This window comes from Silvimonas amylolytica, from assembly GCF_014645555.1.
GTDB classification, from domain to species: domain Bacteria; phylum Pseudomonadota; class Gammaproteobacteria; order Burkholderiales; family Chitinibacteraceae; genus Silvimonas; species Silvimonas amylolytica.
In genome coordinates this window covers 1,267,208-1,291,722 of sequence record NZ_BMLY01000001.1, presented here as the reverse complement: position 1 = coordinate 1,291,722, position 24,515 = coordinate 1,267,208, and the positions used below count along the sequence as shown (strand labels likewise).

The 24,515-nt window shown below is 57.2% G+C and carries 22 protein-coding genes; 10 read left to right on the top strand and 12 right to left on the bottom strand.

Annotated elements, in window-relative coordinates; all coding sequences use genetic code 11:
* Positions 1 to 45: 45 nt before the first annotated feature.
* Complete coding sequence (locus IEX44_RS05635) at positions 46 to 882, bottom strand: SGNH/GDSL hydrolase family protein (protein WP_188690014.1); 837 nt, start codon at positions 880 to 882, stop codon at positions 46 to 48.
* Between the two features lie 366 nt (positions 883 to 1,248).
* On the opposite strand from IEX44_RS05635, the gene IEX44_RS05630 reads away from it, so the two are divergent.
* Positions 1,249 to 1,965 (top strand): dienelactone hydrolase family protein, encoded by a 717-nt coding sequence (locus tag IEX44_RS05630; protein ID WP_188690011.1) that lies wholly within the window; start codon positions 1,249 to 1,251, stop codon positions 1,963 to 1,965.
* Positions 1,966 to 1,975: 10 nt separating this feature from the next.
* Here the strand turns inward: IEX44_RS05630 and IEX44_RS05625 are convergent, their stop codons facing one another.
* From IEX44_RS05625 to IEX44_RS05610, 4 genes are all read right to left on the bottom strand, one after another.
* Complete coding sequence (locus IEX44_RS05625) at positions 1,976 to 2,866, bottom strand: sigma-70 family RNA polymerase sigma factor (protein ID WP_188690471.1); 891 nt, start codon at positions 2,864 to 2,866, stop codon at positions 1,976 to 1,978.
* Positions 2,867 to 2,882: 16 nt separating this feature from the next.
* Positions 2,883 to 3,191 carry a hypothetical protein gene (locus tag IEX44_RS05620; protein WP_188690008.1) on the bottom strand — a complete coding sequence of 103 codons (309 nt, stop codon included), beginning with the start codon at positions 3,189 to 3,191 and terminating at the stop codon, positions 2,883 to 2,885.
* Positions 3,192 to 3,227: 36 nt separating this feature from the next.
* Positions 3,228 to 4,046 (bottom strand): SDR family NAD(P)-dependent oxidoreductase, encoded by an 819-nt coding sequence (locus tag IEX44_RS05615; protein WP_229678768.1) that lies wholly within the window; start codon positions 4,044 to 4,046, stop codon positions 3,228 to 3,230.
* Between the two features lie 232 nt (positions 4,047 to 4,278).
* Complete coding sequence (locus tag IEX44_RS05610; RefSeq protein WP_188690005.1) at positions 4,279 to 5,079, bottom strand: SDR family NAD(P)-dependent oxidoreductase; 801 nt, start codon at positions 5,077 to 5,079, stop codon at positions 4,279 to 4,281.
* A gap of 83 nt (positions 5,080 to 5,162) precedes the next feature.
* On the opposite strand from IEX44_RS05610, the gene IEX44_RS05605 reads away from it, so the two are divergent.
* Together IEX44_RS05605 and IEX44_RS05600 are read left to right on the top strand one after the other, a co-directional pair.
* On the top strand, positions 5,163 to 5,750 hold the full coding sequence (locus IEX44_RS05605; RefSeq protein WP_188690001.1) for a TetR/AcrR family transcriptional regulator: 588 nt from the start codon (positions 5,163 to 5,165) through the stop codon (positions 5,748 to 5,750).
* A 153-nt stretch (positions 5,751 to 5,903) separates the two neighbouring features.
* Positions 5,904 to 6,776: a patatin-like phospholipase family protein gene (locus IEX44_RS05600; protein ID WP_188690000.1), complete on the top strand. Its 873-nt coding sequence runs from the start codon at positions 5,904 to 5,906 to the stop codon at positions 6,774 to 6,776.
* A gap of 135 nt (positions 6,777 to 6,911) precedes the next feature.
* On the opposite strand, the gene pdxR is transcribed toward IEX44_RS05600, so the two are convergent.
* Positions 6,912 to 8,426 carry a MocR-like pyridoxine biosynthesis transcription factor PdxR gene (gene pdxR / locus IEX44_RS05595; protein WP_188689997.1) on the bottom strand — a complete coding sequence of 505 codons (1,515 nt, stop codon included), beginning with the start codon at positions 8,424 to 8,426 and terminating at the stop codon, positions 6,912 to 6,914.
* Positions 8,427 to 8,566: 140 nt separating this feature from the next.
* Here pdxR and IEX44_RS05590 point away from each other — a divergent pair, with 140 nt between their 5' ends.
* From IEX44_RS05590 to IEX44_RS05580, 3 genes are read left to right on the top strand one after another with little or no spacing between them, the layout of a single operon-like run.
* Positions 8,567 to 9,982 (top strand): APC family permease, encoded by a 1,416-nt coding sequence (locus tag IEX44_RS05590; RefSeq protein WP_188689993.1) that lies wholly within the window; start codon positions 8,567 to 8,569, stop codon positions 9,980 to 9,982.
* 29 nt (positions 9,983 to 10,011) lie between these two features.
* Positions 10,012 to 11,034, top strand: coding sequence for an FAD-binding oxidoreductase (locus tag IEX44_RS05585; RefSeq protein WP_188689990.1), 1,023 nt, complete (start codon positions 10,012 to 10,014; stop codon positions 11,032 to 11,034).
* A 14-nt stretch (positions 11,035 to 11,048) separates the two neighbouring features.
* Positions 11,049 to 11,735 (top strand): M24 family metallopeptidase, encoded by a 687-nt coding sequence (locus IEX44_RS05580; protein ID WP_188689988.1) that lies wholly within the window; start codon positions 11,049 to 11,051, stop codon positions 11,733 to 11,735.
* A 138-nt stretch (positions 11,736 to 11,873) separates the two neighbouring features.
* On the opposite strand, the gene IEX44_RS05575 is transcribed toward IEX44_RS05580, so the two are convergent.
* Complete coding sequence (locus IEX44_RS05575) at positions 11,874 to 13,157, bottom strand: MFS transporter (protein ID WP_188689985.1); 1,284 nt, start codon at positions 13,155 to 13,157, stop codon at positions 11,874 to 11,876.
* A 464-nt stretch (positions 13,158 to 13,621) separates the two neighbouring features.
* Here IEX44_RS05575 and IEX44_RS05570 point away from each other — a divergent pair, with 464 nt between their 5' ends.
* Together IEX44_RS05570 and IEX44_RS05565 are read left to right on the top strand one after the other, a co-directional pair.
* Entirely contained in the window at positions 13,622 to 14,206 is a 585-nt protein-coding gene (locus IEX44_RS05570) for a cytochrome P460 family protein (RefSeq protein WP_229678767.1), read from the top strand.
* A gap of 760 nt (positions 14,207 to 14,966) precedes the next feature.
* On the top strand, positions 14,967 to 15,791 hold the full coding sequence (locus IEX44_RS05565) for an SDR family NAD(P)-dependent oxidoreductase (protein ID WP_188689982.1): 825 nt from the start codon (positions 14,967 to 14,969) through the stop codon (positions 15,789 to 15,791).
* Between the two features lie 304 nt (positions 15,792 to 16,095).
* Here the strand turns inward: IEX44_RS05565 and IEX44_RS05560 are convergent, their stop codons facing one another.
* The 4 genes from IEX44_RS05560 to IEX44_RS05545 form a co-directional block, all read right to left on the bottom strand.
* On the bottom strand, positions 16,096 to 16,389 hold the full coding sequence (locus tag IEX44_RS05560) for a hypothetical protein (protein ID WP_188689980.1): 294 nt from the start codon (positions 16,387 to 16,389) through the stop codon (positions 16,096 to 16,098).
* 451 nt (positions 16,390 to 16,840) lie between these two features.
* A complete protein-coding gene (locus tag IEX44_RS05555; protein ID WP_188689975.1) occupies positions 16,841 to 17,911 on the bottom strand; it encodes an alpha/beta fold hydrolase in 1,071 nt (356 codons plus the stop codon).
* A gap of 271 nt (positions 17,912 to 18,182) precedes the next feature.
* Positions 18,183 to 18,644, bottom strand: a complete 462-nt coding sequence (locus tag IEX44_RS05550) for an FKBP-type peptidyl-prolyl cis-trans isomerase (RefSeq protein WP_229678766.1) — start codon at positions 18,642 to 18,644, stop codon at positions 18,183 to 18,185.
* Positions 18,645 to 18,827: 183 nt separating this feature from the next.
* Positions 18,828 to 19,145, bottom strand: a complete 318-nt coding sequence (locus IEX44_RS05545; RefSeq protein WP_188689972.1) for a hypothetical protein — start codon at positions 19,143 to 19,145, stop codon at positions 18,828 to 18,830.
* Between IEX44_RS05545 and IEX44_RS05540 the strand changes: the two genes are divergently transcribed.
* Both IEX44_RS05540 and IEX44_RS05535 read left to right on the top strand, forming a co-directional pair.
* Complete coding sequence (locus IEX44_RS05540; RefSeq protein WP_188689968.1) at positions 19,132 to 21,831, top strand: cation-transporting P-type ATPase; 2,700 nt, start codon at positions 19,132 to 19,134, stop codon at positions 21,829 to 21,831. The two genes, IEX44_RS05545 and IEX44_RS05540, sit on opposite strands and share 14 nt — an antisense overlap.
* 463 nt (positions 21,832 to 22,294) lie before the next feature.
* Positions 22,295 to 22,933: a response regulator gene (locus IEX44_RS05535; RefSeq protein ID WP_188689965.1), complete on the top strand. Its 639-nt coding sequence runs from the start codon at positions 22,295 to 22,297 to the stop codon at positions 22,931 to 22,933.
* A 111-nt stretch (positions 22,934 to 23,044) separates the two neighbouring features.
* On the opposite strand, the gene IEX44_RS21230 is transcribed toward IEX44_RS05535, so the two are convergent.
* The gene (locus tag IEX44_RS21230; RefSeq protein WP_188689963.1) at positions 23,045 to 24,367 is read right to left on the bottom strand and encodes a methyl-accepting chemotaxis protein; all 1,323 of its coding nucleotides are present in this window, start codon (positions 24,365 to 24,367) and stop codon (positions 23,045 to 23,047) included.
* Between the last annotated feature and the right edge of the window lie 148 nt (positions 24,368 to 24,515).

The following is a 24,515-nucleotide window of genomic DNA, read 5'->3' as shown; positions in this document are numbered from 1 at the left end:
TGCGCGAGCATCAAAGCCGCGCCGGGCTACCCTTGTGCCCCGGTTTCAGTTGAGTTTGAGCTGGCTCCAGCCCCGGATGACTTCGAGTGCCATGCGTTTCTGGCCTTCCAGCGTGAAATGAAGGCCGTCGACCATCAGGTCTGCAGGTGGCGGATTGTCCAATGCCGCGAAGGCATCAATCACCGGCTCCTCGCTGTCGCGGATGATGCTGGCGACGCACTCCAGGTCTTCATTGCGAAACCGAACCCCGAACCGGGCAAGGCCCCAATGCGCCGCGACCTGCGCCTCGTTAACCGCCGGCGGCGTAATCCAGAGCGTGCGGGCATGGGTTTCAGTGGCCACGCGCTGACGCAGTTCTGCAATATTGCGGGCGGTCTCTTCATGATGGACCAGTGTCTTGGTGGGATGCGGCCCCTGCGTGCGTACGTCGTTGGTGCCGAGCAAGAAGAGAACCCAATCGGGTTGGGCGTTGGCAATCTCCGCAAACCTGACGAGACCGTGGGTCGTGGTCTCGCCGCCTACCGCCCTGATGGTGAGCGCAATCTCATCGGCACCTCGCCGCATGGCCAGCATTTCTCTCAGAATCACCGCCCAGGATTGCGGATCAGACGTCAGGCTATCGCCAAACACCAGGATTTTGGCGCCCTTGCGAAGGGGGAGTTGATCGATCATTGATCCCGCCGCCTCGTCAGCAAGCAGGGTGGCAGCCGCTTGAACCGCTTCATTTTGCATGCGGCCCAGTTCTGCCGTATAGACCTCGACCGGCAGGTTAAGCAGCGCGGCATGAGCATCCTGGCCCAAATAGGCACCACCGGGAAGCGCAGCGAGGCTGTGCTCGGGCTGAATCACCTTCAGCAGCCAGTTCACTTGTTCGTTCGACATGGAATGACCTCTCACCTTTGAATGTCTGTGTAAGGTGAAAGATTAGTGGGGCTGCGGTGTGTCTGCTACTCGCTTTGCTTTTAAATTTAACCAATTGAAATTTAAAACAAATTCGTAAAATATAAGATCCGTTTTCAGATTTGGCCATTGCCCAGAGGCAGGCCGATGATGGGCCTTTGTGGATAAACGGACCTGCCCACGCCACTCAACGTGCGGCAACGTGCTTTGCTGCTGATTAATCCTGGTTTAGACCTAGACTCCTCAAGGCAATGGCTTGGGCTGCATGGCCCGGCAATACCGGGTGCCCGTTGGTCATAGGACAGAGCCCCACTTTTTACTCAGTGATGACTTTCCCAGGAGGTACTGATGAGCAATGTCGAAACCCGTCTTGATTACGCTGCCGGGCAGCAGAACTATCGCGGTTTGCTGATTAAAGGTTCGGGCCTGGTACCGAAGGCCGCCGTGGTGTTGTTGCCAGATTGGCGCGGTCAAAGCCCCCTGGCTCGGGATCATGCGGCTTACCTCGTCGAACTCGGATGCGCAGTGGCCATTGCGGATCTTTACGGCGATGGTTTCAGCCCGGACAGTCCGGATCAGGTGGGCCCAATGGTTCAACGTTTGATCGCACACAGAGCGCAAGGGGTGGAAGGACTGGCCGCGTGCGTAGAACAAGTGCGAAAAGAGCTGCCTGCCGGTACACCTGTTTTGATCCTGGGCTACAGCGCTGGCGGGATGGTTGCTCTGGACTACGGCCGCAGCAGTGGGGATATCGCCGGCATTATCGTCTGCTCGGCGCTACTGAAAACGGCCGCAGAGGGAATGAAGAGCCGTATCACCGCACCCGTTTTGATCTTGCAAGGCACGCAGGATCAAGTTTCCCCAATGGAGACGATTGCGGCAGTCATCAAAGAAATGGACGAGGCTGGAAACGACGTACGCTTTGAGCTCTATAGCCAGACGCACCACGCATTCGATAACCCGGAGGCAGGCACTGATCCAAACGCTCGTCTCGTCTATTCACCGACCTCGGCACAGCGAGCACGACAGGCCATCGCGAATTTTGTGGCTGAGGTGATCGGTTAGTCATGAAATATTAGTGATCTGCCCCGGTATCAATGGATACGAACTCTGCCTCGCTGGCGATGTAGGGTACGTACCGAAAGTCACGAATGCCGATAATCCGGTCGCCGATGAACTCAAGTTCAATGAAATAGCCCGGGCGGGGATCGGCCCGATCCCTGTAGACGGCCAGCACTTCGCGGCCGTCGAGCCATGCGGGTGCCAGGCCCCAGCCGCTGGCACCCGCATAGTTGGTGAAATACGTCAAAGCGTCGCGCCCTGTGGCCTTCATGCGGCCGACAAGATCAAGCCTGACGTCGTCAACCAGCATGGCGCGCACACCATCCCAGTCGTGAGCGTTGAAGAGTGCTGCATAACGAACGATGGTGGGGGACGCCAGCCGCCTGGCGGGTGCTGGCAGCTGGGTTTGCGCCAACGCCCGCAGACGCGTCCGGCCGCGATGCAGTGCAGCCTTGATGGCTGGCACGCTCAGGTCAAGCATGTCGGCCATTTCTTCGAGGGAATACTCCAGAACGTCCATCAGGATCACGCAACTGCGCTGCGTCGCGGGCAACTCCATAAATCTGGACACGGCACAGTGCACGTCGTCAGCGCGTGACCAGACGCTACCGGGTTCGAGTGCCGCATCGCCAGCCATGTCTACGGTGGCATCAAGCGATTCGCTCTTGCGGTACTCCCGGCTGCGCAGTACATCAATCGCCCGGTTGTGGGCGATCCTGAAAAGCCAGGGCCGCAGCGGCGGTAGTTCGTTGAGTTCTGCCAGTTCAAAGTAGGCCCGCGCCAACGTATCCTGGACGACATCCTCGCCATCGGCGATGGAGCCCGTCATGCGCGCGCAGTAGCGATGCAGCTCAGGCCGAACCTCCTGCACCAGGGCCAGAAATTGTGCGCGGCCCTGGTGCATGGCGTTCAACACGGGATCAGTCGGTAAATGCACGATAGGACCCTATCTCAGTCAGTTCCACAGAGACCGGCGGCTCGTCGCACCGATCCTTGATGCTGGATACAAACGCCTTGAAGGCCGATAGCGCTAACAACGGGCTATGCTCCCCGGCAAGCTCCTGCGCCACGATGTGCACAAAAGTAAGGCCGTCGGCTAGCTTGAAAGAGGCGTAATGCAAGTCTTGCGGCTGTTCGTTGCGTAATTGTTCGAACACGCTCCGGATGTAGGCTTCGTTTTCCCGTACGCGATCGGCCTTGATTTTGTACTGCACCATCATGCGTTTCATGTTGCCTCCATCATCGCTGGTATGCCTGGCCAGGTGCTAATCCACAATCGCCCCGCCCGTCAGATTGACCACGGTTCCGGTCATCGCGGCGGCCTGGTCTGACGCCACGAACGCAGCCACCTGGGCCAGTTCCTGCAAAGTGGTTGAGCGCTGTCTATGCGTCCGGCTTTCCATCAACGCCTGAAACTGCTCCCGCGTCATGCCATACGCCTTCGCATGCAGGCCAAATACCAGCTCGATCGTCCCTGTCTCGGGTATGCCGGTGGTGCGCAGGCAGACCGCACGGACGCCGTGTGCGGCCACTTCGGCAGACAGGGCGCGCGACAGCCCCTCAATGGCCGCCCATGCGGGCCCCATGCCGCCGACCAGGGGCGCTCCCAAGCGGGCCGGTTCGGGGGTGTGCATCAGAATGACCCCTGACTTTTGAATGACCATATGCCGCGCTGCAGATCGCGTGGTGATGAACTGGGATTGAAAATAATGGGTCAGGGGGCGCATGAAACTGTCGACCGACAGTTCGGCCAGCGCAATACTCTGGATGCCTTCCTGCGGGATGCTGATTGCGTTGAACGAAATATCAACCCGCCCGGCGCTCGTCACCACCGTCGAAAAGTGATGCTCGACCGCCTGCGAATCCAGCGCATCGACTTCTGCTGCCTGCGCATCGCCCCCGAAAGCGGCAATTTCTTCTGCAACCTGCCGGACCTTGGCAAGGTTGCGTCCCGTCAGAAAGACCTTGGCCCCCTCACTGGCAAACGCCAGCGCGATTGCTTTGCCAATCGCACCAGACGCGGCATAGATGATGGCCCGCTTTCCCGCCAGCCGTGGCGCATCGCTCATTTTGGGTATCGACATGACTGAATCCTTTCAAGTCAGGTTGCAGATACCTTCGAAGACGTTTGAGGGGATCAGAAAGATGCGGTCCGGCTTCGCTCACTCTTGGGCTGAAGCGGAAGTCGGGGGGCGGCAGCACAAGTTCGCTTTACGCTGGCAGCCGTCCAGCACCCGCTTCGAAAACCTGCGCGATGCATGAACCCAGAATCACAATGCCACCCAAACCCGGTTAGAGGTCGCCCCGACAATGAAATCAAAATGCCGAGCGGATCGTGCCGCCATCGACACGTATCGTGGCGCCGCTTACATAGTCGGCATGCGGGCTTGCCAGGTAAGCGACGGCGGCCGCGATTTCCTCCGGGCGACCGAGACGGCCAACATCGTTAGGCACCATATCGCGCACGCAACCGCTTTCGATCTCTTCCCAGGTCTCACCCCAGCCATGCTGCGGAGCAATCTTCTCCAGCAACTCCTTGACGGCAGGGACGAGGATCGCGCCAGGCGCCACGATATTCGAGGTGACCCCAGAATCTTTCAGGTCGCGCGCCAACGAAACCGCCAGGTTGTGCCGGGCAGCAAGCGACGCGTTGTAATCCGGCTGCATGGGGATCGGTTGCCCAGCGAGGCCGCCGCCAATCTGGATCACCCGGCCCCAACCCAGTTCGCGCATGCTCGGCACCAACCGTTGAATCATGCGGACGGCAGAAAGGACGTTGACCTGGTAGGTATCAATCCACTTGTCCGGCAACGCCGTCGTCCAGTTCAGGTGGTGATAGTAGCCAGCATTGTTGACCAGGATATCGATGGCACCGCCTTCTTGCGCTTGCGCAGCCACCGCATCAGCGCCCTCGTCAGTGGCCAGATCGCCCAGCGCGATTTGCGCACGTCCGCCGGCGATGGCGATGGCTTCGGCAACCGCATTGGCGCGCTTGGCATCACGACCATGCACGATGACGGTCACACCTTCCGCTGCCAACAGCTTGGCGATGGCCTCGCCCAGCCCCGTCGTTGACCCCGTCACCAGGGCGCGTTTCCCGTTTAATTTCAGATCCATACAGTCCTCACAGATTCAGATTGCCGATAAAGTTATACAAGCGTAGACTTTTTAATATCAAAAGTCTACAGGTGTATAAATAAATGCAATCTTTGGGCAAGAAGGGGACAGCGACGCGGCAAGCGATCCTGGAATCAGCGCGCCTTGCGTTCACACAAGCGGGCTACGACGCCGGGGTGCGCGAGATCGCGGAGAAAGCCGGCGTGACGGCGATGCTGGTCAACCGCTATTTTGGCTCCAAGGAGCAACTATTCGAGGAAGTGGTCGAGGCGACCCTGGCGGCGCCGGGGATTCTGACGCAGGAACTCATGAAGAACGCCCCCGACATGCCAACCCTGTGCCGGGATATCGCTACTGCGCTGGTGGCAAAAACGATGCCACAGGCCACGCCGATGGATGGATTTCTGATCCTGTTGCGATCGGCAAACAATGCCCAGGCCACTGCCATCTTGCGCAAGAAGTTTGAGGCCCATTTCGCGCAACCATTAGCTGGCCTGCTTCCAGGCAGCGAAACACCCCAGCGCGCCGCGCTGTTCCTCGCTGTCATTGCCGGGGTCCAGGTACTACGGCAGATCGTTGAAATGGAGGCCCTCACTGAGGCCAGGCCTGAATATCTGGCCCGCTACCTTGAGGCGCTCTTCAGCGTTCTTGCTGCCGAACAGAAATCCTGAGCGATTTGCCTGTGATTGGCCGATAGACTGAAGAATCATTCCACCGATCCGGGCTAGAGAATCAGCACGGTTTTGCTACGCTTTTCGCTTGACATTGTCATTGCGTCTCCGGGGGGGAAGACCCTGGAGTTTGACTGCGTGCAGGACTGACCCATGGCAAAACTGGCTGATATTTTCGAGCTGGACGAGATCCAGACACTTGCATTTGCTGGCGGCGGTAATCGCTGCTGGTGGCAGGCCGGGCTGATGGCCCGGATGCTGGAACAAGGGTACGTATTACCCAAAAACCTCGTGGGCACCAGCGGGGGCGCGGCGATGGCTGCTGCCTGTATGGTGGACGGTCCAGATCGGGTGCTCACGGCCTGCCGCAAGGTTTTCGATACCTGTGAACACGCTTTTGACTGGCATCGTCTACGTGAATTCAGATTTGGCTTTCCACACATCCATCTGTACGCGGCGTGGATCCATACCTTTTTGCATGCTGGCAATTTCCGGCGTTTCCAGTCTCACCCATCGTTGCTAAACGTTGCGGTCACGCGACCGGTGTCGGGCCTTGGCTTGCCTGGAAGTATCGCTGTTGGCACATTAGGCTGGTTTGTCGATGAACTGCTCTGGCATCGGCTGCATTCTCCCTTACCCCGTTACCTTGGCCTTCGGTTGGACTTCATCCCCTTGAACCAATGTACGGATGCATCTACTGCTCATGAAACACTCAGTGCATCTGCAGCGGCATTACCCTGGTTTCCGGCGATTCAGTTGGGGGCGAGTTGGGGCATGGATGGTGGCTACGTGGACAATGCGGCAATCCCACCCCAAACCCGCAAACAAAAGAACCGGACGCTCATCCTGCTCACCCGTCATTATCCGGGCCGGCCAGCCCTATTTCAGCACGCATTCCGCTGGTATTGGCAGCCAAGCGCGCCTGTGCCGGTATCCACTTGGGACTGCACTCGCCACGCCACGATAGAAGCTGCTTTTGAGCAGGGTTATACCGATGCACAGCAGATGGAATGGACCTTCGCCTGAACGGACAGCCGCGGGGTTTACGGTGCATTGGATTCGGATGCCTCGCGCGACATGGCGGTTGAGGGCGCAGCAATGGAACAAAGGCGGGAATGCCCATCTCTTCCGCATAAAAAAGTGCTTCCGCCATCAATTGGTTTACTCGCAAGGGTCAACGAGTTTTCTTGCGTGACGTGAGTCATCGGCCTGGAGCATGGCGACTGCCTGTGCTAACCGGTCCACACCTTCTTTGAGTTCAACCTGATTCAGACTGCCAAACCCCAGGCGAAGCGCGGCTGGCGCCTGGTTTTCCAGCACAAATGTTTCTGCTCCAAGAAACCGAAGTCGCTGACTGGCTGCACATTCCCTCAAACGTTGCATATCTACCTCTGGCGTAAAACGCGCCCAGAGAGCAAGGCCGCCGACGGGCAGGGTGAAGGCCAGGCGCTCGCCAAATTGCTGGGTGAGCAATTGGGCCAGTTGATTGCGCCGCTCTGCGTAGATTTTGACGACCCGTTTGGTGTGACTCCGGATCTCCCCGCTGGCCAGCAAATCGGCCACAGCGGCCTCTGTCGCCGGATCACCTTGCCGGTCAATGATGGTGACCTCTGCTACCGCCCGTTCAATGAAGGCGGCGGGGGCGATGAGATAACCCACGCGCAACGATGGGGTGAGCAATTTCGACATGGAGCCGACATACACCACCTTGCCGCCACGGTCGACGCTGGCTAACGGCAACATCGGCCGATGGGCAAAATGGAACTCATGGCTGTAGTCGTCTTCGATGATGGCGAAGTCAAACTGTTCGGCCAGGGCCAGCAGGCGCATGCGGCGGGCGGCCGGCAGCAAGACCGTGGTCGGAAACTGGTGATGCGGCGTGACATACACGGCCCGCACGCGCTTTTTGCGGCAGAGGCGCTCCAGTTCATCAATCTTCATCCCGTCTTCATCCAGCCCGACAGTGACCACTTCGGCTCCGGCAGACCGAAACGCCTCTCGCGCTGGCGGGTAACTCAGCGCTTCCATCACCACAATGTCACCGGGCCGCACCAATACGCGGGCGGCGATATAAATCCCCATCTGGCTACCGCGCACAACACAGATGTTGTCCTCTGCAGCAGTCAGCCCCCGCTCACTGTTAAGCATGGCCAGGATTTCACGGCGGAGCACCAGGCTACCGCGTGGGTCGCCATAGCCCAGCCGGTTGCGTTTGGAGGCAGAAACCAGCGCCTTGCGCCAGGCGGCGGCGATTTCGCTCACCGGAGCGAGGCGGGTGTCCGGCGCGCCATCGTCAAACGTGAAATATCCATCCTCGGCGTACAGGCAAGACACATCCGGGCTTTCGCCACGCAACACAAAGCCCGGTTGCAGGGCGACGCGGGCATCGGCCGGTTTCTCTGCGACAACGCTGTCGCCGGGTAACTCTGACGATACAAACGTGCCGCGCCGACCCTCGGTCACCAACCAGCCTTGCGCCGTCAGCTCATCAAACGCCCCGATCACCGTCTTGCGGTTCAGGTCCAGTGCCCGCGCCAGGTCCCGGGTTCCAGGTAGTGGGGTGCCAGGCAGCAAGCGCCCCCGGCGGATCTCCTCAATGATCGCCTGGACGATCTGGCGTGACACCGAACTACCGTCTCTGCGGATCAGGATTTTCAAATCCCACGGTCGCAACATGGCTGCACTCCTGGACCAGTAAAAATAAAAAAACTGGATGTTTAAGGTGGACCAGAAGCCAGCATAGCATGGCCCCGTCGACATTCAGATCAAAGCCAATCCACCGGAATCACTTTGCAACTTTTACAAGGACAGGACCAATGGGAACCGTGCAATTACGCTCGAATTGCCTGAGCTTCGTCGAACTACTGGCCCAGGGCATTGCCCTGATCTCGCCCACGATGACGGCGGCGCTGATTATTCCGGTGATGTATGGCAATACCGGGAACTGGAGCTGGCTGTCGTACGCACTGGGCACCGTCATGCTGCTGTTTGTGGCCATGAACCTGAATCAGTTCGCCAAACGCTCGGCGACCTCTGGCTCCATGTACAGCTACATCTGCCGGGGGCTGGGTCTGACTGCGGGCGGCGTTGGCGGTTGGTCACTGATCTGGGCTTATCTGGGGATTTCCATCGCCGGGATCACCGGGTTCACCATCTTTGCTGGCAAGCTGCTGGCCATGGTCGGGCTTTCTGCACCGCCGTTCCTGCTGTTTGCGATCTGCGCCGGCACGGCATTTTTTCTGGCCTGGAAGAACGTACAACTGTCGGCCATGTTGATGTTGCTGCTGGAAGGCGTGTCGATGGCGCTGATCTTGATCCTGTCGCTCATCGTGCTGGGCCAGCACCACTTTGCACTGGACGCCGTCCAGTTCGATACGGCCACGCTGCCGTGGTCCAACCTGGGGCTAGGGGTGGTTGTGGCCATCTTCAGTCTGGTGGGGTTCGAATGCGCCACGGCATTCGGTGATGAGGCCAAAAATCCGCTGCAGTCCATTCCGCGCGCGGTGATCTGGAGCCTGGTGATCTCCGGAACGTTCTTTGTGTTCGTCACCTACACCATGATTATCGGCACCCGTGGCTACGCCCAGAAACTGGACCAGATTGACGCGCCGCTCAATGTCATGGCGCAGCTTGCCCATGTTGGCCTGTTGCAGATTCCGTTGTCGATTGGCGCCATGGTCAGCTTTTTTGCGCTGTGCCTGTCCTGTCTTAACGCCGGTGCGCGGGTGATCTTTGCCATGAGCCGTCATGGGGTCTTTCCGACCATCATGGCCGAGGCCCATCACAAGAACGCCACGCCCCATATCGCGGTTTCCATCATGGGCATCGCCGCGTTTCTGGTCCCTTGTGTACTCACGCTGATGCACCAGGCCACGCTGGATATCTTCAACTGGGCCGGCACGATGGCGGCATTCGGCTTCCTGGTGCCCTATGCCTTCATCACGCTGAGTGCCCCGGGTTACTTGCGCAAACTGGGTGTGTTGCGGCCCAAAGACTGGGTGCTTTGCGTGTGTTCCCTGCTGTTGCTGGGCATCCCCGCCGTGGGTTCGGTGTATCCGGTCCCCGCCGCGCCACTCAATTATTTTCCGTATGCCTATCTGGCTTACCTGGCGATCGGCATTGCGTGGATTGCGTCCCTGCACAAGCGCAAGCCCCACGTATCCCGCTCGATTCTTGAGGATCTGGATCACGTTCACGCGCAGTTTCAGCCGCAACCCGCCAACAACGTTTGATCCACATTGCTCGTCAGGAATCCACAACCATGATTGCAGCTAGCGTCACGCTTAACACCATGCTGTCGCCGGATGTGCGCGTACTGGGGCTCAAGCCGGAACAACGCTTCAGCTTCGAGCCAGGCCAGCATCTGGTAGTCACTCTCCAGGATGGCCCGAGCCGTTGTTATTCGATGGCGCGGGCCCCGAATGGCGACGGCACGATCGAGTTGCATATCCGGCGGCGTACCGGTGGGGCGTTCTCGGACCGGGGCATCAGCCAGATCGGCGTCGGGCAGCACGTGGGAATATCCGGCCCGCTCGGAGATTTCCGCTTCCCCGCAGGCGATGGCCCGGTGGTGATGCTGGCCACGGGCACCGGTATTGCGCCGTTTCTGGCCATGCTGGAACAGCAACTGCCCCTCAACACGACGCGTCCCATCACGCTGTACTGGGGTGGGCGTTCCAGCGCAGACCTGTATGCACGGGACAGATTGCTGGCCTGGCAGGAGCAGTACGTCCATTTTGGTTTCGTGCCGGTCACCCGGGAAACCACGTCACGCTATGTCCAGGACTTGGCCTTGCGTGAAATGTCTTGCCCGCAGGCAACCCATGTACTTGCTTGTGGCAGCCCGCAAATGGTGGAAGCGGCCAGAGCCACCTTTGTGTCGAACCTGGGCACACCGGTCCTTGAATTCATGTGCGATGTCTTCGAGCCCTCGCCCGAGTGTGAACCCGTAAGCACGCAAGCCAAGTCTGCAGCGGCCACGATCAGCCTGACCGTTGGAGGCGTGGTGACCCAAGCCCCCAGCGGCCTGTCGCTATTGGCCGGGCTGAAATCGGCCGGGCTGCCAATCCTCTCTGTGTGCGGCGGTAAAGCGTCCTGCGGCACCTGCCACGTCTTGATTGAATCTGCGTGGCTAGCCCGGATTACTGCCCCATCGAAGGCCGAACATAACCTGCTGGCTTGCCTGCCAGACACCACGGCCGCCAGCCGGCTGGCCTGCCAGATCCAGTTAACCCCTGACCTGGACGGGCTGGCACTTCGCCTGCCTGCAACCGGGTCATTCTGAAGGAGCGAACGACAATGACGGAAGTCCTGGAACAGAACCATCTTGAGCAAGTTGGCGCCGCATTTGATAAAGACAAAATGCTGGTAGTTCGGCAAAAAACGCGCGATCTCGTGCATCAGATTGCGGCGCGCTGCCGCCCGGGCATGGTGGAGGAAGACGCAGTGGCCATGGCCAAAGCGCTACTGGCCGAACATCACATGCTGCGCGGCTGGCACGATGTATATGTGCGCTTTGGCACCAACACCACCAAAACCTTTGGTGCTGAATCTGATCCGGGTGTGGTGCTGGGTGAGAACGACATCATGTTTGTCGACATCGGCCCGGTGTTCGAGAAATGGGAGGGCGATGGCGGCGACACGTTCGTGTTCGGTGACGACCCTGACATGAAACGTTGCGCGGAAGATGCCCGCAAGCTGTTCCATATCGTGCGCAAGAAGTGGGAAGCCGACCGGTGTACCGGCGAAGCGCTGTACCAGTTTGCCGTGGCGGGCGCCCGCAAAATGGGATGGGAACTGAATATGGATTTGTCGGGGCATCGACTGTCTGACTTCCCGCATACCCTGATTTATGAAGGGCCGCTGGCCGACACCCAATTCTGTCCGTCACCGTTGTTGTGGGTGCTGGAAATCCATATCCGCCACCCTGAAAAACCATACGGTGCATTCTTCGAAGACATGCTGCTGGCAGACAGTTATTTCTGAGTCACTGAGTAGTTAGATCAGTTGGCGCCATCATGCCGGGGCAGCAAAGCTATGCCCCGGTTTTTCACATCAATACGAAAGTCGGAATGGATGCGATATCGCTTCGATCATTTCAAAGCGTGATGCTTGATTACCTCATCATTCGAACGGCTGGCCCTTGTTCTCATGCAGCAATATAACTGCGACGAGTACCGCCCCATAAGCCGCAGCACCAAAGATCGCAATGGAGGAAGAAAGACTCAGCTTGTCGCCGAGGAGGCCGACGAGTCCAGGAAAAAGCGCGCCGATGCCACGTCCGAAGCTGTATGAGAAACTCTGCCCGTTTGCTCGATGCTCAGACGGGAACAACTCCGACAGATAGGCCCCTACACCTGCGAAAATGCCACTGATGGTGAAACCAAGTGGAAAACCCAAGAGCAATATCTGCGTGTTGGAAAGGGGCAGCGTCGTGTAGAGGATCGTGCTGGCTGCAGAGAGTGTAGAGAAAACGACGAAGTTGCGCCGCCTTCCCCAGTAGTCTGCCAGGTACGCGCCACAGACATATCCCAGGAAGGAGCCAAGGATGACCACCAGCAAATATTCGCCCGTGCTCAGCACCGATAAATGCCTTTCCGTTTTCAGGAACATGGGCAACCAGATCGACGTGGCGTAGTACCCACCCTGCATACCTGTGCAGAACAGTGTAGCCAGCAATGTCGTCCGCAAAAGTGGAGCGGAGAAGATTGTAAGCGCTGAAGTGCGCAGCTGAGCTTGCTCTTTCGCGGCCTTCGTTTGCACAAAGACCTCAGGCTCGACGACGTTTCTGCGTATATAAAGGACCAACAGGGAGGGAATAGCACCTAGCCAGAACATGCACCGCCAAGCCAAATCTTCGGGGAGAACCAGGTAAACAAGGCTGTAAAGTATCGCGGCCATGCCCCAGCCGATCGCCCAGCCACTTTGCATGATGCCGACGGTCTTGCCACGATTTTTTGGTGCAACACTCTCCGCGACCAGCACTGCGCCAACAGCCCATTCACCGCCAAACCCTAATCCCTGCAAAGCACGCAAGATGAAAAACTGCGTGAAGTCCTGGGCAAACCCTATGCCCACGGTACATATTGAGAACCAGATAATCGTTCCTTGCAGTAGCTTCGTGCGTCCGTAGCGATCGGCCAGAATCCCCGCTATCCAGCCGCCAAGGGAAGAGAACAGCAGAGTCACAGTACCGAGTAGCCCGGCCTCCTCACGACCGATTCCCCACAGATTGATCAGTGTCACAACGATGAAACTGAAGGTCACGAAGTCGTATGCATCAACCCCCCAGCCTGCCCAGGCCGCGTAGAAAGCTTTCTTGCCCCGCTCATCCATCTCCTGAAACCAACCGAGTGCATTTGACTGCGCTAGCAATTGATGGGGTTCAAATTTTGAATGCGGTGGCATGGTGCGTAGCTGGACGAGCCTGGAAAAGTATCACTGTCCATTTCTACCAAATTATGGTCAATCACCTTTTCTCGGGATCGAAGCGATACGAGCTAAGTTTCGTGTGTGTTCAGAGTCCGGAGGCTTGGCAGATTCCCTTCTGTGCCGTTTTTGGGGGACATTGCTATCCGCATAGGTAAGTCGTGACCGGAATTTGCATAAGAAAGCGCGTATTCCTTCAGCTTCCGGACTTCGGCGCAGTTCGTTCCGGTTTGTGCTGTTTTTTGTTGTGATTCCTCTCCATCCCGCCATGGTCACGGCCCCAGCACTCTCCATCTTTTCAGTTGTGACCGGCCGATTCTTCTCAACGGGATACAGGGTCTGACAATGGTCAGATTGTTGGCACAGACCATTGGGCGAAGAGCGCCGGGAATACTTCGCCCAGAATCAGCGCCATACCACCGATGGTGCCCCGGAGTTAGAACATGAATGAATTGCAGCCAGAGAACGCGCTAAAAACCACCACTGCCGCCTGCCGTCACCCCTACATCAAGCCGCTGGCATGGTTCGCGGCCTGCGCCGTTGTGGCTGCGGCGATCGCCAGCCCGATGTGGGCCAGCGCGGGAGAGTTGCCGCCAGCAAACGACCCTGCAGCCTCGCCGATCTACGGCGTCAAGGTGCCGCAAGGCTATCGCCAGTGGCAGTTCGTGGCACCGGCACTGGAGGCGGGTGAGCTCAATGAGCTGCGCGCGGTACTAGGCAACGATGTGGCGATGGATGCGTATAAGACCGACAAGACCAAACCTTTCCCGGAGGGCACGGTGCTCGTCAAACTGGCCTGGAAGCATAAGCCATCACCGGAGTTCGGCACTGCGCTGGTGCCCGGCGCGCCGACGACCGTGCAGGTCATGGTCAAGGATTCCAAACGCTATGCGGCCACCGGCGGCTGGGGCTTCGGTCGCTTCATTGATGGCAAGCCAGCCGATCTAGCCCAGCACCAGACCTGCTTCGCCTGCCACGCCGCGCTGGTCAAGGACCGCGATTACGTGTTCACGCGCTTCGCACCCTGAACCGCCTCTTCCTCACATCCGCGGAATTGTCCATGAGGTTGAGAAGGGGGCACATTTCTTATGGAACAGACCTTCTCAGTCAGAGGTGACTGCGTGCTCTCGGCTGAGTGAACCTTGGTGCTGGTGCAAGTTGTAACCGCGGCGGCGACGGCAACTGAAATTAATACCCAATAGTTTGCTTTCACGCGTCTGGTTCCCGCTTGGCCAATCGCATCGGGTTTGGGGCGTTGGGCGACCAGCCAGCACGAAGGTGCTCTTCCAGAGCCGTGACGTCGCCCCTTGCTTGGGCCGGTCTGTGCAGATCTTTGAAGCGTTCTTCGACACTGCGGTTCGTGCAATTGCGGCAGACATGCACGCGGACGCTTGCTGTGTAAATTGCGTTGTGCGGTTCCATTTGGCCAATTCTTTGATGTCGGGACAGGTCCTCGTGGCAACTGGCCAGAACCCGGCCCGCACCACAGGTTTTATTCCAATGGAATCCTATGGCGGTACCACCTGGCTCGCACGTTATGCGTTGTGATCCAGTGTTAGCTGCAGACCCCGGGACCAATTTGCCAGGAAAAAAACGCAATGCGCTGACTCTTACCCAGCCCCAACCTCAAGAGAACGCTAGGTAAGAACAAAGATGGAAGGTCTACATGGACGATTGGGCGAGGAGCGCAGCAAGCGCTTCGCTCACAATCACGCTCATGCCAGCGATGATGCCGCGTGAAGTCGTTGCCGGTTGAGGGATGTCTTTCCAACTTCAAGGAGCGATTTCATGTCCAAAGTATGGTTTGTTACCGGAAGTTCTCGCGGCCTCGGCCGCGCCATCGCAAAGGCAGCATTGCAGGCAGGCAATCGTGTAGTTGCAACAGCGCGCAAGCCTCAGCAACTTGACGATCTGGTGGCTGAATATGGCGACGCGATCTATCCCTTCGCGCTCGATGTGACTGACAACGCACAGGCGCAGCGCGCTATCCATGCCGCAGTGGCGCACTTCGGGCGCATTGACGTGGTGGTCAATAACGCCGGTTACGGTGACATGGCCTCTGTGGAGGATGTGACTTTGGACGACTTCAAAGCACAAATCGACGCAAATTTTTATGGCGTCGTGAATGTGACTAAAGCCGTGCTGCCGATCCTGCGCGCTCAAGGTAGCGGCCACATCTTCCAGGTATCCTCGCTGGGCGGGCGTCTGGGTACGCCAGGCTTGGCTGCATATCAGAGCGCGAAATGGGCAGTGAGCGGGTTTTCCACGGTTCTCGCACTCGAAGTAGCCCCCCTGGGCATCAAGGTGACAGTGCTGGAGCCGGGTGGCATGAGGACAGATTGGGCTGGTTCATCCATGACCATTCCTGCCATCAGCGAACCTTATCAACAAACAGTTGGGGTGAGGGCTGGATCGCATCGGGCCGCAGCAGGCACTGAGCCATCAGACCCTGCCAAGGTCGCTGCGATCGTACTGCAGATAGAAGGTCGTTCGGATGCACCTGTACGCTTGCTGATCGGTACAGATGCGGTCAAATACGCAGCACTCGCAGCGGCAAATTTGGCTCAAACCGACGAAGCGTGGCATAGCCTGAGTGTATCTGCGTCAGGCTAACTAGCTTAGGGCTGAGAGGTTTTTTGGATACCAGGTCGGGAGTCTTGGCTATTGCCAGGCAGGCAGTCCGCTTGGGGTCGGTAGCGGACGTCCGTGCTCGTGAAATGGAAAGGCCGCTTCGGCCGAATTGCCGCCAGGCCCGACCAAACATAGGCAACTCATCGGCCAAAGCCGCCGCTCGTACTTCGTAGCTTCGCCGTCCGTTATGGACGTCAAAGTTGACGTTGGCGATATGCCGTCTGTGGCCAGATGCAATCACCGGTGACAGATAGCTTTCAGCTCGATGAAGCCCGTCGCATCGTAGTTACATCAGCTTTTCAATAGAAATCGAGGTGGATCGAATTGTTAAATCTCCAAAATCACCTTCGAGGAACAAAACACTATCAACGATGTTTATCCCTTCAAGCTCTCCAAGTTCGCGGGAGTTTTTAACGTCAAGGGCACCAAACTTGATAGTTAGCTCTGTGCCGTCCGTATTCCATGCCATCAGTTTGATTCTGGTCCCGTCATCGAGACTGACAACCATCTCAAAATATCGATGTGCTTGATCCACTGCGATAGATAAGACACGGCTTTCTTCAAGTTCACGGATATCCATGATGCAGCTTCTATTGTTTAAACCAGCATTCTGCTACAGGCCGCCATACATTCGGCACGAGCAAGTGGAAGATATTGGTCACTAGCGTCACCCTTGGGACGCTAGATGGCTTTTATGATGGTCCCACGAATAAAACGGAGCGTCCGCTTCTAATGTGGAAGTGGCCAGTTAGAGCTGGTTGCTTCACCGTCTGCTCAGGCCGAATTGCTGCCAGCCTGCGTACCCATTCCTTGGGTGCATGACGCGGTGTATGGGGCCACCGGATACGTAATCGCGTCGGAATGAAGCAAAATTTTCCATACTTTTTTTAGCAAGAATTCGCGTGCCGGTCCCGGAGGATGCCTTTGTTTAAATCCCGCCATTCCGGCCATACAAAAAAACGCCGGATCAGTTCAAAGACTGATCCGGCGTTTTTCATTTGCAAGCCGTGTTTCATGTGGCGGGGTTTGCGTCATTTGTCAGTAGATCTGACGCGTAGTCCTTCTGTTTCAGGTAGTACTTTCTGTGTGAGCAAATCATGAAACTTCTGCGGTTCTTCCCACTGTGGAAAATGTGCTGAGTTTTCAAACCAGACCCATGTTTTGGCAGGTGCTTGCAGGTGGGTGAAATACGCTTGGCTGATTTCATACGGGGCGAGATGGTCATATCGGCCGACTGCAAAATATACCGGGACGTCGACCTTGGGTACGGTGGTGGCCAGATCTGTGGTTGCGAGTTGGGGGAGTAGTAGATCGAATGACCGTTCTGCCGCGCGTTCAAATGCCAGTTTTTCTGGCCATGCATACTCGACTGACGAGATCATCCAGCCGACGCGGTCAAACCCCGTGTTGCCGTGCCACAATGCGCCGAAATGGCCTAGCCATTTCTCATAGACGTCCCGCCTGGACTTGCTGTCAGGGCCTTGATAAGGCGGTGGGCCGATCTGGCTGAGTTGATCGAGCGCTTCGGTGTTTCCACGTCGTTTGGCTTCATCCAGCAAGAAGGCGTAACTCACCGCCATACCCTGGCTGAAACTGACGATCTGTCCGGTGCTGACAAATGCTTGATAGTCCTGCGGGTATTTCTGCACAGCCAGCAAGCCGATGATGCTGCCCCAGGAGTGTCCGACCAGAATCAATTGGCGCTGGTGAAACCGCTGCAGCAATAATCGGGTTAATTCATGGGTGTCCTGGACGAACTGGTCGGTGGTCATCGCGCGCTCCGGGTTGATGGCATCCGCAGACTTGCCAGCGCCTCGCTGATCCCATTCCACCACCACAAATTCATCTTCAAGTTGGCGATTGAAGGCCACGGTGGCCATTTCTGCCTGTCCTGGCCCGCCATGCAGCTTCAGCAGAATCGGGTTGGTCATACTTTTGCCGCGGATGAGAATCCATTGCCTCACGCCGCCAAGCTGAATCGCTTCCAGACTGGCAATGCTGCCAGGGATAACTGCCCCTTGCTGATCGGTAATGGGGTGCGTCGAGGTTGAGGTGCAAGCGCTCAGACCCACCATCAATGCCAGTAACGCGATTGTTTTCATTTCGGAGACCCAACGCCTTGATTGCGAAGTAATGATCAGGGGAGGGCGGTGACCAGAGACCCCGCCAACATCCCTGTTGCCGGGCAGTTGGGTGATCTTCCATGACTATTTTGTGTTCCGGTATAGCTTATGTTAATGACAACCGAGCTTCAGACTAGTGAATCAGGGGCGAGGCCGTGGCGTTATGGCGTCGAGTGATAAAAAAGCCGGACCAGCATTTGCACTGGTCCGGCTTTTTATCAGGGGCTTGATATTGAGCCCGAGTGTTTGCTTAGCCCTTCACGTCCAGCAATTCCACATCAAACAGCAGGGTTGCGTTGGGCGGGATGACATTGCCGGCACCCGCAGTGCCGTAAGCGGAAGCGGCCGGGCAAACCAGATGGGCTTTGCCGCCAACCTTCATTTTCGGAATGGCTTGCTGCCAGCAAGGGATTACCTGCGCCAGGGAAAAAGTGAGCGGCTGGTTACGGGTGTAAGAGCTATCAAATACCGCGCCAGTGCTTTGCAAGGTGCCTTTGTAGTGCACCGTCACGGTAGAGTTGGCGGTAGGCTGCGCACCTTTGCCGACAACCGTGTGGGTGATGGTGGCACCGCTGGGCAGTTTTTCAGTCGTGGCGGCGGGTGTGCCGGCGGCGTAGGTCGCGCTCAGGGTCAAAGCGGCAGTCAGGCCGAGGAGGGCTTGGCGGGCAAAGGCGAAGGTCATGGAAGGCTCTTTGAGGAGTGAAGGCACCATGATATCGCTCGTCGGGCTGTTGCTCTACGCTCGTGTGGCGTTGGTGGTTTCGGGGAGGGCGGCGAGGTGTTTTAGCATCGCCTGATATGGTGTTGGTGCGTGTGGCAAGGTGTGGGTCCGGTTTGCCAAATTCGGCACAGACGGCTCGGGCAATATGATGATATGGCTGTCTGGGGCAAATATTTACATGCGCGGTATGACGGCAACATTTAACTGATTATTCAATAGGTTATTTGATAAATTTGATGCCCGGAACCCGCCCATTTCCCACTCAGGACACAGGTCAAACAACCACCGCAGAACATCAACATATTGCCTGATCATCAAACTCTGCAGATTTGCCAGAGTTGTTTGATCCATTGTCTGCTCGCCGCCTTGCCGCGGCACCTGTTTGACTTTGTTCAACATGACAAAGGAGCAAACACGTGCCTCGACTTCATTACTCCGGCTCACGCCGCCATCTCCGCCGCCAGGCAGGAGGTGCTCAATGAACCACGACAAGCTGCCTGGCCTGAACACAACGCCCTGGTATCAACTGGATATCAACCAGACACTCGACACACTCGAGACCAGTGCAGATGGCCTGAGTGGTGCCGCCGCACAGCGACGTCACACGCAATATGGCCCGAATAGCCTGCCGGAAAAACCGCCCATTCCGGCCTGGCGCCGCTTTATTGGCCATTTCAACGATGTGTTGATCTACATCCTGCTGGCGGCGGCGGTGCTGACCGGCGCAATGGGGCACTGGATCGACACCCTCGTTATTGTGTGTGTGGCTGTAATCAATGCCTTGATTGGATATATCCAGGAAAACGCGGCGGAGAAATCGCTCAAGGGTATTCGCAATATGCTCTCAAGCAGCGCTGCGGTGATTCGTGATGGCAAACCACAGCACATTGATGCGACCGGATTGGTGCCTGGAGATATGGTCACCGTGCGTCCGGGGGATCGGATCCCGGCGGATTTGCGGCTGCTGGAGGTGCACAGCCTGCAGGTCGAAGAAGCCATTCTGACGGGCGAGTCTACGGTTGTATCCAAACAGACTGATGCCCTGGCCGACCACGCCCAACTGGGGGACCGGATCAACCTGGCATATTCTGGTACCACCGTGAGTGCCGGTACGGGCAAGGGGGTCGTGATTGCCATTGGCGCCCAGACAGAGCTAGGTCAGATCAACGGCATGCTGGCGGATGTGAAGCGGACCAAAACCCCGTTGTTGCAGCAGATCGACAAACTTGGGCACGGTATTTTCTGGGCCATTCTGTGCGCCATGGCCGTGCTGTTCATCTACAGCATGGTGTTCCATGCCGTACCGGTAGGCGAACTGTTGCTGGCCTTGATCAGCCTTGCAGTGGCTTCCGTGCCGGAAGGCTTGCCTGCGGTGATCTCACTCATGTTGTCGCTGGGTGTACAGGCCATGGCGCGCAAACACGCGATTATCCGTAGCCTGCCAACGGCGGAAACTCTGGGTGCCATGACCGTCATTTGCTCTGACAAAACCGGCACGCTCACCATGAATGAAATGACGGTGAAAGAAGTCGTGCTGGCTGACCAGCAGTACAAAATCACTGGTCAGAGTTATAACCCGCAAGGCGAAGTGCGCAACCGGGCTACCGATGCGGTACCGACGATGCAGGCGGATCCGGTTTTTGCCCAGTTCGTCGCGGCCATCCACTTGTGCAACGACAGCAGTCTGCGTCAGGATGATCATGGCCATTGGCAGGTGGTGGGCGCGCCGACAGCGGGTGCTTTGCAAGTGCTCGCCGCCAAGTCTGGCTTTGTGTTTGACGACACCGTTTTGCTGGACAAAATCCCCTTCGATTCGGCGTGGAAGTATCAAGCCACCTTGCACAAGATCAATGGCCAACGTCATATTCTGGTGACGGGTGCGCCGGATATCTTGCTGGCCATGGCCGCATCCGAGGCCGTTGCCGATGGCCAACGTGATGTGCGCCATGCCTGGTGGGAAGAGCAAATGGCCATGCTCGCACGGCAGGGCCTGCGCATGGTGGCCGCGTGTATCAAACCCGTGGATGCCACCACAGGCAAGATTGATCATGAGGACCTGAAAACCGGCCTGCAATGGCTGGGTGTCGCCGCGATGATGGACCCGCCACGTCCTGAGGCGATAAGCGCGATTGCCACATGCCGCTCCGCAGGTATCGAAGTCAAAATGATCACGGGTGATCATCCGGAAACCGCCATGGCCATTGCCCGCATGCTGGGCATGCATCGTACCGATCATGTCATGACCGGCGCAGCCCTGGAGCACATGTCGGATGAAGAACTGATCTCCGCCAGCCGCGACTATGACGTATTTGCCCGTACCAGCCCGGCCCACAAGTTACGCCTCGTCAAGGCCCTGCAAGCGCAGGAGCACGTGGTCGGCATGACGGGAGACGGCGTGAATGATGCACCGGCGCTCAAGCAAGCCAATGTGGGCATCGCCATGGGGATCAAGGGCACAGAAGTCACCAAGGAGGCCGCTGATATGGTCCTGGCGGATGACAACTTCTCTACCATCGCTGCCGCCGTCACCGAAGGGCGCCGTCTGTACGACAACCTGAAAAAGACCATCCTGTTTGTCTTGCCCACCAACCTGGCGCAGGGGTTGATCATTGTGATTGCCTTGCTGGCTGGTTCGACCATCCCGCTGACACCATTGCAGATCTTGTGGATGAACATGGCCACCTCAACCACGCTGGCTTTTGGCCTGGCGTTTGAGCCGGCAGAAGCCGGTTTGATGAAGCGACCACCCCGCAAAACCAATATCAATATCCTGGATTTGCATGGCCTGTGGCGAATTGCCATGGTCGGGATTTTGATCGCTGGTGGGGCGTACTGGCTGGAAGCGACCTTGATTGCACAAGGGCTGGAAGAGGCGTTTATCCGCACCGCGGTGCTGCAATTGCTGGTGACATTGCAGTGGGTATATATGTTCAACTGCCGTGAGCAAACGGGTTTCTCGCTGAACTTGCGCATGTTCCAGAACGCTGCGCTCTGGATTACCACCGGCATTCTGGCCGCGCTGCAGTACGCGATTATCTATTCGCCCACCATGAACCGCATCTTTGGTACTGCACCGTTGCCGGCTTCGTACTGGTTTATGTCGCTGGGAGTGGGTGCCATGATTTTTGTGCTGATCGAAGCAGAAAAATGGCTGTTTGGTCGTCGCAAGACGGCGTGATCCGTCTGGTTGTCGTTACCCGTTTTCAAGGCGCGGAAAACCGCGCCTTTTTTTGTTTGTCGGGGGTGCCCGCTATGCGGAACCGGGCGCCAGGGGCACAAGAGCAAGCCGGTGCTGATGCACGGTGAGGCAATCAAAACGGTAGCACCGACTGAGCGAGCGCCCGCGATATTCGCGATGCGTCTGACCGGGTTACAGACAAACCAACCTGCTCGTTGAAGCATTACCGCCGTTGTTTTGCGAGCCCTCACCCGCGGTGGGTACACGCGCCGGTCTCGACTTGTGCGCACCTCAGGGCAATTCAACAAATGCTTATCTCAATTTAGGTTTTGCCCTAAAAACGCCACTTAAGAACTTCCCTAAAATCGGTGTCAGTGAAAACGCGTTATTTGATAACGCAATCTGAATAACCGGTGGACCGTCCCCTTTTTTTCGGTGCCACCTGAAAAAGGACATCTGCAAAATGATCACCGTCATCGTGGCTGACGATCACCCTGTTGTTCGGGCTGGCATTGTGGGCGAAATCCAGAAAGATGCGGAGCTGCAACTGCTGGCGGAAGCGGCCAGTTCAACGGAGCTTTTCCCGCTGCTGGACAGAAACCAATGCAATGTCGTAGTGACCGATTACGCCATGCCAGGCGGCAAGTTTGGTGATGGCTTGCCCATGCTGCAAATGCTGCAACGGCGCTATCCCAAGGTCCAGCTGGTGGTGATGACCATGCTGGATAACCCGGCGCTGATTCATACCATCCAGAAGGCGGGAATTCGCGCGGTGATCAACAAGGGCGACAAACTGGCGCACGTCAACCCCGCCATCCATGCGGTACACCGGCATGGCAGTTACATGCCAACTTCGGTCAAGGCGTTGCTGGCAACCATGAGTTCAACCACGCGTGAGAACTTGTTGTCCAAGCGCGAAACCGAGGTTTTACGTATGTGCGCCACGGGTTTGCCCGTGGTCGAGATCGCCCGTATTTGCAACCGTAGCTCCAAAACCATCAGTACGCAAAAGGTTGTGGCCATGCGCAAACTGGGCCTGGGTACTGACTACGACCTCTATCAATACGCGGTCAGTACCGGTTTGATCAGCCCGGCTAACTGATCTGGCAAAGCAGATGCAACCGGTGGTCTGGTTGGGCTCATGTCGGATACCGATACGCAAAAAGAAAAGGGCCCACAGGCCCTTTTCTTTTGATTTTGAGCAATTGCCAGGTTATATCGCTGCTGATTTCACCGCAGAGAATTCCCCGATCACACGCACTACCTGTTTGGAGCTTTCGCTGATCCGGGTAATGGCATCACCCGCCTGGCGTGCGAGGTCTACACCATCATTGGCCTGATTCACGCAAAGGCCCATGCTTTCAATGGCGGAACGCGTCCCTTCCTGAATTTTGCCGGTCATGCCCGCAATTTCGGTGGTAGATACCCCGGTACGTTCAGCCAGTTTGCGTACTTCATCGGCCACAACGGCGAAACCGCGCCCTTGTTCGCCGGCGCGGGCAGCTTCAATGGCGGCATTGAGGGCGAGTAGATTGGTCTGATCGGCAATCTCTTTGATCGTGTTGACGATGCTGCCAATCTGCGATGACTTGGCGCCCAGGTCTTCAATCATTTTCGAGGCCGATTGCACGGTATTGGCAATCTCGTGCATTTCTTGCGCCGCCCGGTGGATCACCTGTTTGCCTTGTTCAGAGACCACGTCGGTTTCTTCACTGATCGTATAAGCGTGCCGCGCGTTTTGCGCGTCAGCCTCTTGTTGCAGCATCCGCTCAGTGATGTCATTGGCAAACTTGATCACTTTGTAGGGCTGGTTGTCACTGTTGAAGATGGGGTTGTAGGTGGCCTCCATCCATAGTGGTGCGCCATTGCGGGCCACGCGTTTGAACTGGCCGGACCTGAATTGGCCCCGATTGAGCGCGCGCCAGAAATCGGCGTATTCCGGGCTATTGCGATAGTCCGGATCGCAGAACATCCGGTGATGCTGGCCTTTGATTTCATCCAGGCGGTATCCGGTGGCCTGCAGGAAATTCTGGTTGGCGGTGATGATGGTGCCGTCCAGGTTGAACTCAATGATCGCCATCGAGCGATCAATCGCCTCCAGCATATTGTGTTGTGCAAGGCTGTCTTCGACCTGGCGTGTGATGTCGTGCGCAAATTTGATCACTTTAACGACATGACGGTGTTCATCAAATACCGGGTTGTAAGTGGCTTCCAGCCAGATGCGCTGGCCATTTTTGTTGATACGTTTGTAATTGCCGCCAAAATATTCGCCCTGTGCCAGCCGCCGCCAGAAGTCTGCATATTCAGAAGATGAAGTGAATTGGGTGTCGCACAACATGCGGTGATGTTTGCCCACCAGTTCATCACGGCGGTAACCCGTGGTTTTGCTGAAATTCTCATTGGCATCCAGAATCGTGCCGTCCGGAGCGAATTCGATCAGCGCGGTTGAGCGGTTGAGTGCGCTTAACAGCGCTTCTTGTTGTTTAAGTTGCTGCTCTTGCTGCCTGATTTTCAGTTTCAACGATGTGTTGAACATGATTTGCTCTTCCCCTGCATTTTTGATTTTTGGTTTTGCATAGTGAAAGGCTGCCGATGTGGGGCGGCCTGCATAAAAACGGCATTGCTGTTATTCAGCGCGTGCCTGTGCCGCCATGAGGCAATGGGCAGGCAATAGAAAATATTAG

What these genes read in the sequence shown, in the direction of transcription:
- IEX44_RS05635 (WP_188690014.1), bottom strand. Translation starts at nt 882, where the DNA reads ATGTCGAACGAACAAGTGAACTGGCTGCTGAAGGTGATTCAGCCCGAG.
- IEX44_RS05630 (WP_188690011.1), top strand. Translation starts at nt 1,249, where the DNA reads ATGAGCAATGTCGAAACCCGTCTTGATTACGCTGCCGGGCAGCAGAAC.
- IEX44_RS05625 (WP_188690471.1), bottom strand. Translation starts at nt 2,866, where the DNA reads ATGCACCAGGGCCGCGCACAATTTCTGGCCCTGGTGCAGGAGGTTCGG.
- IEX44_RS05620 (WP_188690008.1), bottom strand. Translation starts at nt 3,191, where the DNA reads ATGAAACGCATGATGGTGCAGTACAAAATCAAGGCCGATCGCGTACGG.
- IEX44_RS05615 (WP_229678768.1), bottom strand. Translation starts at nt 4,046, where the DNA reads ATGTCGATACCCAAAATGAGCGATGCGCCACGGCTGGCGGGAAAGCGG.
- IEX44_RS05610 (WP_188690005.1), bottom strand. Translation starts at nt 5,079, where the DNA reads ATGGATCTGAAATTAAACGGGAAACGCGCCCTGGTGACGGGGTCAACG.
- IEX44_RS05605 (WP_188690001.1), top strand. Translation starts at nt 5,163, where the DNA reads ATGCAATCTTTGGGCAAGAAGGGGACAGCGACGCGGCAAGCGATCCTG.
- IEX44_RS05600 (WP_188690000.1), top strand. Translation starts at nt 5,904, where the DNA reads ATGGCAAAACTGGCTGATATTTTCGAGCTGGACGAGATCCAGACACTT.
- pdxR (WP_188689997.1), bottom strand. Translation starts at nt 8,426, where the DNA reads ATGTTGCGACCGTGGGATTTGAAAATCCTGATCCGCAGAGACGGTAGT.
- IEX44_RS05590 (WP_188689993.1), top strand. Translation starts at nt 8,567, where the DNA reads ATGGGAACCGTGCAATTACGCTCGAATTGCCTGAGCTTCGTCGAACTA.
- IEX44_RS05585 (WP_188689990.1), top strand. Translation starts at nt 10,012, where the DNA reads ATGATTGCAGCTAGCGTCACGCTTAACACCATGCTGTCGCCGGATGTG.
- IEX44_RS05580 (WP_188689988.1), top strand. Translation starts at nt 11,049, where the DNA reads ATGACGGAAGTCCTGGAACAGAACCATCTTGAGCAAGTTGGCGCCGCA.
- IEX44_RS05575 (WP_188689985.1), bottom strand. Translation starts at nt 13,157, where the DNA reads ATGCCACCGCATTCAAAATTTGAACCCCATCAATTGCTAGCGCAGTCA.
- IEX44_RS05570 (WP_229678767.1), top strand. Translation starts at nt 13,622, where the DNA reads ATGAATGAATTGCAGCCAGAGAACGCGCTAAAAACCACCACTGCCGCC.
- IEX44_RS05565 (WP_188689982.1), top strand. Translation starts at nt 14,967, where the DNA reads ATGTCCAAAGTATGGTTTGTTACCGGAAGTTCTCGCGGCCTCGGCCGC.
- IEX44_RS05560 (WP_188689980.1), bottom strand. Translation starts at nt 16,389, where the DNA reads ATGGATATCCGTGAACTTGAAGAAAGCCGTGTCTTATCTATCGCAGTG.
- IEX44_RS05555 (WP_188689975.1), bottom strand. Translation starts at nt 17,911, where the DNA reads ATGAAAACAATCGCGTTACTGGCATTGATGGTGGGTCTGAGCGCTTGC.
- IEX44_RS05550 (WP_229678766.1), bottom strand. Translation starts at nt 18,644, where the DNA reads ATGGTGCCTTCACTCCTCAAAGAGCCTTCCATGACCTTCGCCTTTGCC.
- IEX44_RS05540 (WP_188689968.1), top strand. Translation starts at nt 19,132, where the DNA reads ATGAACCACGACAAGCTGCCTGGCCTGAACACAACGCCCTGGTATCAA.
- IEX44_RS05535 (WP_188689965.1), top strand. Translation starts at nt 22,295, where the DNA reads ATGATCACCGTCATCGTGGCTGACGATCACCCTGTTGTTCGGGCTGGC.
- IEX44_RS21230 (WP_188689963.1), bottom strand. Translation starts at nt 24,367, where the DNA reads ATGTTCAACACATCGTTGAAACTGAAAATCAGGCAGCAAGAGCAGCAA.